This window comes from Vibrio penaeicida, from assembly GCF_002933855.1.
Lineage (GTDB): Bacteria > Pseudomonadota > Gammaproteobacteria > Enterobacterales > Vibrionaceae > Vibrio > Vibrio penaeicida_A.
In genome coordinates this window covers 145,878-152,635 of the sequence record NZ_BFAQ01000035.1, presented here as the reverse complement: position 1 = coordinate 152,635, position 6,758 = coordinate 145,878, and the positions used below count along the sequence as shown (strand labels likewise).

8 protein-coding genes are annotated in these 6,758 nt (G+C 41.3%); 3 read left to right on the top strand and 5 right to left on the bottom strand.

Annotated features, from left to right (window positions below; genetic code table 11):
* Window positions 1-174: 174 nt before the first annotated feature.
* From VPNCDNU1_RS21235 to msrP, 4 genes are all read right to left on the bottom strand, one after another.
* Complete coding sequence (locus VPNCDNU1_RS21235; protein WP_104402190.1) at window positions 175-966, bottom strand: lipase family protein; 792 nt, start codon at window positions 964-966, stop codon at window positions 175-177.
* A gap of 106 nt (window positions 967-1,072) precedes the next feature.
* Window positions 1,073-1,711: a hypothetical protein gene (locus VPNCDNU1_RS21230; protein ID WP_104402189.1), complete on the bottom strand. Its 639-nt coding sequence runs from the start codon at window positions 1,709-1,711 to the stop codon at window positions 1,073-1,075.
* A 38-nt stretch (window positions 1,712-1,749) separates the two neighbouring features.
* A complete protein-coding gene (locus VPNCDNU1_RS21225; protein ID WP_104402188.1) occupies window positions 1,750-2,349 on the bottom strand; it encodes a protein-methionine-sulfoxide reductase heme-binding subunit MsrQ in 600 nt (199 codons plus the stop codon).
* A complete protein-coding gene (gene msrP, locus VPNCDNU1_RS21220; RefSeq protein WP_104402187.1) occupies window positions 2,349-3,365 on the bottom strand; it encodes a protein-methionine-sulfoxide reductase catalytic subunit MsrP in 1,017 nt (338 codons plus the stop codon). The genes VPNCDNU1_RS21225 and msrP overlap by 1 nt, the downstream gene beginning before the upstream one ends.
* Before the next feature lie 131 nt (window positions 3,366-3,496).
* Here msrP and VPNCDNU1_RS21215 point away from each other — a divergent pair, with 131 nt between their 5' ends.
* The 3 genes from VPNCDNU1_RS21215 to VPNCDNU1_RS21205 all read left to right on the top strand — a co-directional run bounded on the left by VPNCDNU1_RS21215 (window position 3,497) and on the right by VPNCDNU1_RS21205 (window position 5,070).
* Entirely contained in the window at window positions 3,497-3,733 is a 237-nt protein-coding gene (locus VPNCDNU1_RS21215) for a DUF2164 domain-containing protein (protein WP_104402186.1), read from the top strand.
* 231 nt (window positions 3,734-3,964) lie between these two features.
* Window positions 3,965-4,504: a cytochrome b gene (locus tag VPNCDNU1_RS21210; protein ID WP_104402185.1), complete on the top strand. Its 540-nt coding sequence runs from the start codon at window positions 3,965-3,967 to the stop codon at window positions 4,502-4,504.
* Window positions 4,501-5,070, top strand: coding sequence for a YceI family protein (locus VPNCDNU1_RS21205; RefSeq protein ID WP_104402184.1), 570 nt, complete (start codon window positions 4,501-4,503; stop codon window positions 5,068-5,070). The genes VPNCDNU1_RS21210 and VPNCDNU1_RS21205 overlap by 4 nt, the downstream gene beginning before the upstream one ends.
* A gap of 111 nt (window positions 5,071-5,181) precedes the next feature.
* Here the strand turns inward: VPNCDNU1_RS21205 and focA are convergent, their stop codons facing one another.
* A complete protein-coding gene (gene focA / locus VPNCDNU1_RS21200; protein ID WP_104402183.1) occupies window positions 5,182-6,630 on the bottom strand; it encodes a formate transporter FocA in 1,449 nt (482 codons plus the stop codon).
* Window positions 6,631-6,758: the final 128 nt, after the last annotated feature.

Sequence of the window (6,758 nt, the reverse complement as noted above, 5' to 3'; positions counted from 1 at the left end):
GCACAACTGTATAAATATCAAGCGAAGCTCACATATAATTTAGAAGTTGCTCTCATATAAATTGTAACAAATACTCAATTCATTAATTAAATAAACACATTTTGTATTTTGATCATAAAACTTACCTGTAAAGATCTTAAGATCAATATTTGATCAAAATACTATGCGAATTATTTATCTTTCATCAAAGAAGTCTTTATTTCTAATATATTTTCTCATCAAATGGTATGAGAAAGGGCGGATCAACCAACTTAGAATTGACCGTAAAAATCGGATCCCAGTAGGAGTATTTTCGTAAATTTTTCCGTTATAAAGCCATAACAGTTTACCAACGTGCCAATACATAAAAGGAAAGGGCGGCATAAATGTTACAATATCGAGGTCACAGCAAACCCGGTATGTTCTCCTCGCCAGTTTGTAATGGTTCTTAAATTGGTAGTTTCCAGCGGCGGGTTGACCAAAAGTAACCACACGTTTAATACAATGTGGATAATGAGACTCTAAATAGTCAGCCAAGACGTTACCTATCGCACCACCTGACGAATGACCTGTGATGCTTATTCTTTTTCCATGTTCTTGGACTAATGGTTTCACTATATCTTCTACGCGCTCTATTACTGAACGACCAAGCGTATCTTTCTTATGTGCGGGTGCGCTTTCTTGGTTCAGTAAGAAGTGGAACCCCGCGTGTATGGAGTAGTGAAGCCCCCAATTTCTGCAAGATTTTTGCCACATGGCGCTGTTTAGAAGCCAGTCCCAAAGGTTGTGCGATCCTTTTATTACGATGATCACTTCATCGCTGTCACGACTCCATAGAATACGCATCAATACTTTTCCAAAGCGGTTGTTAACAACGCGCTGTCCATTTGGGTCGAATCCGTATCGGGTTTGTTTGAAAGTACGTGGGTATGCAAGTTCGCAAAGAACGGCGTAGCGTTCGTATTGGTAACGTTTTAGTTTTTTCACAGCCAGCTTAAAAGTTTTATTTCAGCTTGACTGTGTAGTGTTAAAACTTGATGACATAAAGAGATGTCATTTAGGTCGCTGAGTAAAGTTCAATTACAAGTTGTGCTTAACGGTGCCATTCAAGTATGGAGTAGAGATGTATGTATTTCAGAATGGCGTCTTTAGTGTTGGGTTTTCTTAGAGGATGCGCAAAGCTAAGATAACAAGGACGGATAGAAAATCGCTGTTCGAGCTCTTTATAGATTGAACTCTCAGAATTCCATAGCAAGACACCTTGTTCTTTGTACTCATTTACGTTCTTAGGAAGCTCAGTATTCCACCAACTTAAGATTTCACGGCTCCATTTTCCCCGTGTAAACCAATGATCGGCAATAACCACTAATAGGTCATTCGGTTGTATGGCGTACCCGTATTCAGCTTGCCATTGATTTATGTCTCTTAGCATATTTTCGCGACAGCTTTTACTGGCACTCATTAAATGATGGCTATGCACCCAAACTGTCCCAATGTCTGAAGACACACGGAAATGGAAAGGCTGGTCAGGAACAGGAAGACTTTCTATGGATTCGAAGTAATTTGGGTGATCATACTCTGTGAACTTACTGGCCATTCTGCGAGCAAACGCTAAACCGAGATGATGCTCACTCATGCCACGATTATGCACAGTTGGGTAATGGCTTTCGCATAATTTCAGGCAGTCTTCCTGAAAATCAATCAATCCTTGGATGACTAAATCTTTTAACAAACAGAGCTCTCCTAGTGCAAGGAGAACTCAAAGGCTCCTTACTTAACTAACCAACGTTTTACTTTATCTTTTCTAAATAATAGTAGTAAAAATGAAGATGTTAGATATAAAACGGGTTCTATACCTACAGATTTAACAGACCAAAGATAATGGATCGGTATCAGCAAGACTGCGATATAGACCCAATTATGTAAAGCTTGCCACCTTTTTTTTAACTTTCTTTGCGCTTGTTTCGTTGATGTAACTGTAAGAAGCAAAAGGATAATCCAACTAAGTGCTCCAACAATGAGATAGGGGCGAGTTATGATTTCATCGATTATCAAAAGCCATTGATAGCCGAGATCCAATGAAACATAAGCCAAAAGATGTAATGCGGTCCACATAAAGGTAAATACACCGAGTAAACGCCGTGTTCTGATTAGCTGCCCAATTTTTAACCATCGCACAATAGGGGTAATTAGCATGGTCGCAATAAGGGTGTTAAGCGCAGCTTTTCCAGTGAAATGAATGATTTCATCTACCGGTTCTGCGCCAAGGTGTCCGTTGGTTGCTGCCATGAATAACCAAAGAAGCGAGAACCACTGAACAACATGAATGAGTACTTTAGTAACAATGATATGGGTGTTGCTCAGCGTCATTAATAATTCCTGTTCAAGTCGAGTCCAGTGTAGAGCTTGGCTACTTCATCCTCATAACCATTGAACATCAACGTATCCTGTCTTGAAGAACTAAAAATAGTGCCTTCGCCAATAAACCTTTCGGAAGCTTGGCTCCAACGAGGGTGGTCCACTAGCGGATTTACATTGGCATAAAAGCCGTACTCATGGGCTGCGAGCTGATTCCATGTTGTTGGGGGTTGATGTTCAGTTAATACGATTTTTACAATTGATTTAATACTCTTAAAACCGTACTTCCAAGGCACCATTAGACGTAACGGAGCCCCATTTTGAGGGGCAAGGGTTTTGCCATAAAGCCCAACGGACATAATAGCCAATGGGTGCATCGCTTCTTGAATTGTTAAGCCTTCAACGTAAGGGTAGTTTATCCCCCCTCCGATGCGTCTGGACTTCTGACCAGGCATTCTTTCTGGATCGTAAAGTGTCTTGAAAGCGACGTATTTTGCATTCCCTTTTGGTTTCGCTTTTTCAATTAGCTTGCTAATCGGAAAGCCAAGCCATGGGACGTTCATCGACCAGGCTTCAACACAACGGAACCGGTAATACCGATCTTCGATTGCAAACTGATTTAAGATATCCGCAAAATCGATGGTGTAAGGTTCATGAACTTCACCACTGATTTCTATTTGCCAAGGATCTGTTTTAAATCCTCTAGCATTTTCAGCAGGTTGGTGCTTTGCAGTACCGAATTCGTAAAAGTTATTGTAAGTCAGAATTTTTTCTTCAGGGGTGAGCGTAAGCGTGCGATTTTTGTATTTTGATGGTACAGACTTCAGAGGTTTGCGAGGATCGACAATGGCATCCGCCTCTTTTGACTTAAACACATCAAAAATACCCGCATTAGCCGTCCCAGCTATCGGTGCTGTGGCAGCAAGAATCCCCAGTTTCTTTAAAACTTGGCGGCGATCCTCATAGACAGTTTCTGATGTAATGTCATTATCTTTTAGCTGCCATGATTTTGCGATCCGGATTAGCATAAGGAACTCCTGATGTTGGTACAATTCGTTGCGTATCTACCCAATTCTGTTAGAAGTGAGGGTATTAATACTTTAGACCCTTTAAGGTAATAAAAACTTTCATTGCACTACCACCGAGAACTCATACGGCTATGTCAGAGATAAAGATTGAAAGAAAGAAGAAGAACGAACTCGTAGAAGAGCTTCAAGAGTATTTATTAAACGAACTGGATACCGAGGCAGGGCAATTTGAAGCAGAGTTTTTACTCGACTTTTTCATTAGCAGAGCTGGACCAGCGATTTATAACCAAGCATTAACTGATGCAAGGACTGTTATTGAAAGGAAAGTCGCAGATATCGATGATGAGTTGTATGGCATTGAAAAATAATAATTAAAATTGGATCGTTTCGCGTTTTTACACTGTAAATTTTGTATCGACCATCTTCATTTCTAATAGTTCACCTAAAATTGTTCAAATTTTTCGAATGAGTCAATCAGTTTGTACTACTTTTTGATAAGTGCTTTTTGGTAAATACTTCGTTGCACCTAACCAAGGTTTGGTAACACAAATGCAAACATAACCCACATAGTTGGGTAAATAATGATAATGAGTAACATAATGAGCAACAATCCAAAAAACTATTCGCTAACTGCAAGAGTCATACACTGGGTTTCTGCACTATCAGTCTTTGGGCTGTTTGGTGTTGGTTTATGGATGGTTGACCTAACTTACTATAGTGAGTGGTACAGAACAGCGCCGTACTGGCATAAATCAATTGGTTTGATTTTGGCTTTTGTGACGTTGTTTCGCTTGGTTTGGAAACATCTGAGTGCCCATCCTTCTATTGAAGGCAAGGCATATGAGGTTTTGGCAGCGAAGTTAGCTCATATTGCGATGTACTTATTGCTGTTCACATTGTTTACATCAGGCTATTTGATCTCAACGGCAGACGGTCGTGGGATAGAAGTATTCGATTGGTTTGTTGTGCCCTCAATGGGGGAGTTATTTGCCAATCAACCCGACATTGCAGGAACGATCCATTATTACGCGGCTTTCGCTTTAATAGGATTGGTGGCAATTCACGCTGCGGCTGCACTTAAACATCACTTCATCGACAAAGATGACACGCTACGCAAAATGATAGGAGTTTCAAAATGAAAAAATCGATTTTCGCCACAGGGCTAGCTTTAGCAATGGCTTTGCCATTCGGTGCAAGCGCAGCGGATTACAATATTGATACTAAAGGCGCACACGCCTCAGTAAACTTCAAAGTTCCGCATCTTGGCTACAGCTTTATCCAAGGTCGCTTTAACACTTTCAGCGGTGACTTTTCATACGATGCAAACAACGTTTCTGCATCTAAAGTTAACGTTGTGATCGACACTACAAGCCTAGATTCAAACCATGCGGAGCGTGATAAGCATTTACGTAGCTCTGATTTCATTAACACTGGTAAGTTTTCTCAAGCATCTTTCAAAAGCACAAAAGTGATGGATAAAGGCAACGGCAAAATGGCGATTGAAGGTGAGTTGACACTTCACGGTGTAACCAATCCAATCACTATCGATGCAGACTTCATTGGCGAAGGTAAAGACCCGTGGGGCGGTTACCGTGCAGGTTTTGTTGGTACAACTCGCCTAGAGCTTAAAGATTTCGACATCGCGGTAATGGGTGCGTCTAGCTACGTAGACCTAGAACTTCATGTTGAAGGCATTCGTAAGTAATTAAATCGCTTCGAATAAATTTGATGCCCCCATTAGATTATTTGCTAATGGGGGCATTGTTTTAAGTGTTTCTTTCTATATTTCTATATCTATTTTTGCGCGGATCATAATTTAAGCAATTTCTAAATGTGATTCCTGCTTACTTTCGCGCTCACCGTAAACCGTTCTAAGCGCTTTCATGACATCCATTCTTGTAACGGTGCCTATAAATTTGTCGCCTTCAAGAATAGGGTAACACTTAGGTTTGTTCACTTTCATCGCTTTAGCTCGTTCTTCTAAAGAAAGGCTGCTGAAGCTTGTGGCGATACCCATACTTGTGGTCGGATAAAGCTGGTTTTTATCAATACACACATACTCTGCCACGTTAATAAGCGAATCGCTTGCGTCTAATGCGAGTACGTCTCTTGTCATTAAATCTACGACCTTTTGATCTTTAGCTGGTATGTAGTCTTGGCACCATAAATCAACCAACACATCGTGTATGGAAAAATAACCCACAAGTCTTTCATTTTTATCCGTTACGGCTGCACCTTGAAGACCAGAATCAAGCAATATGTCGACAGCATCTACCGTTGGCATATCCGCAGGAAGCGATAAAGAAGGAAGGGTGATGAGTTCTTTTACTGTTACGTTACTGTTCATAGTGGAATCCTTAAGCGAAGACGTTGTTTGTGTTGTTGTAATTGGGTGAATTTGAGCGGCTTTAAGCTGTGGTCTTGTGTAAATCGACCAATTTGTAAGCCCGACAAGTACCGCTCCTCCTACAATGTTGCCAAGAGTGACGGGAATTAGGTTTGCAGTGATGAATTGAATCCAATTCAAATCGGCGTAATGTCCTGGTGTAACACCTACTTGAGTCCAAAACTCCGGCGAAGCGAATGCTTTAATAGCCATACCCAGTGGCACCATAAACATGTTGGCTACGCTATGCTCAAACCCGCTGCTAACAAACATGGCAACAGGAAGAACAAGCATGGCTGCTTTGGTAGCCGCATTAGTCGCGCAAAATGAAAGCCAAATAGCCAAGCAAACCAAAAGATTACAAAGAACACCGAGAGAGAAAGCTTGTAGCGGCGTATGGTGAACTTTGTGTTGAGCAATATTCAGCGCATTAAGTCCCCATTGCCCGTGATCGAGCTGATATAAACCAGCAGCAGCAACCAATCCGAGTAAAAACATCGCACCAAGAAAATTGCCGATGTAAACCTTTCCCCAGGTCGCAAGCATTTTACTTACTGATATTTGCTTGTTCGCTAATGCAATGGCAGACAGTACCGAGCTGGTAAACAGTTCGCCTCCACCAAGTACAATGAGTATTAAACCGAGGCTAAATGCAATTCCGCCTGCTAGCCTGCTCAACCCCCAAGCAGCGCCTTCGCTACCCGTTGTCACTGTTATATAAAATAGAAAAGCCAGTCCGATGAAAGCGCCTGCCATCATGGCAAGATAAATCGTTGTGCTGGTGGACTTAGCCGTTTTGTTTAGTGCATATTTTTCCGCTTCTCCCATCATCTCTGGTGGGGTATTTATGGGTTTGTTTAGAGAGTTAGGTGCATGCATATTTGCTCCTTAGACTCGTGTTCATGGCGTGTTCTCCTATGTGGCTTCATGCGGTAGTTGCATGGCTCACATCCAGAATAGGGAGATTAGTTAGCAGATAAAAATTGATAATTTTCAGGATCCTTATC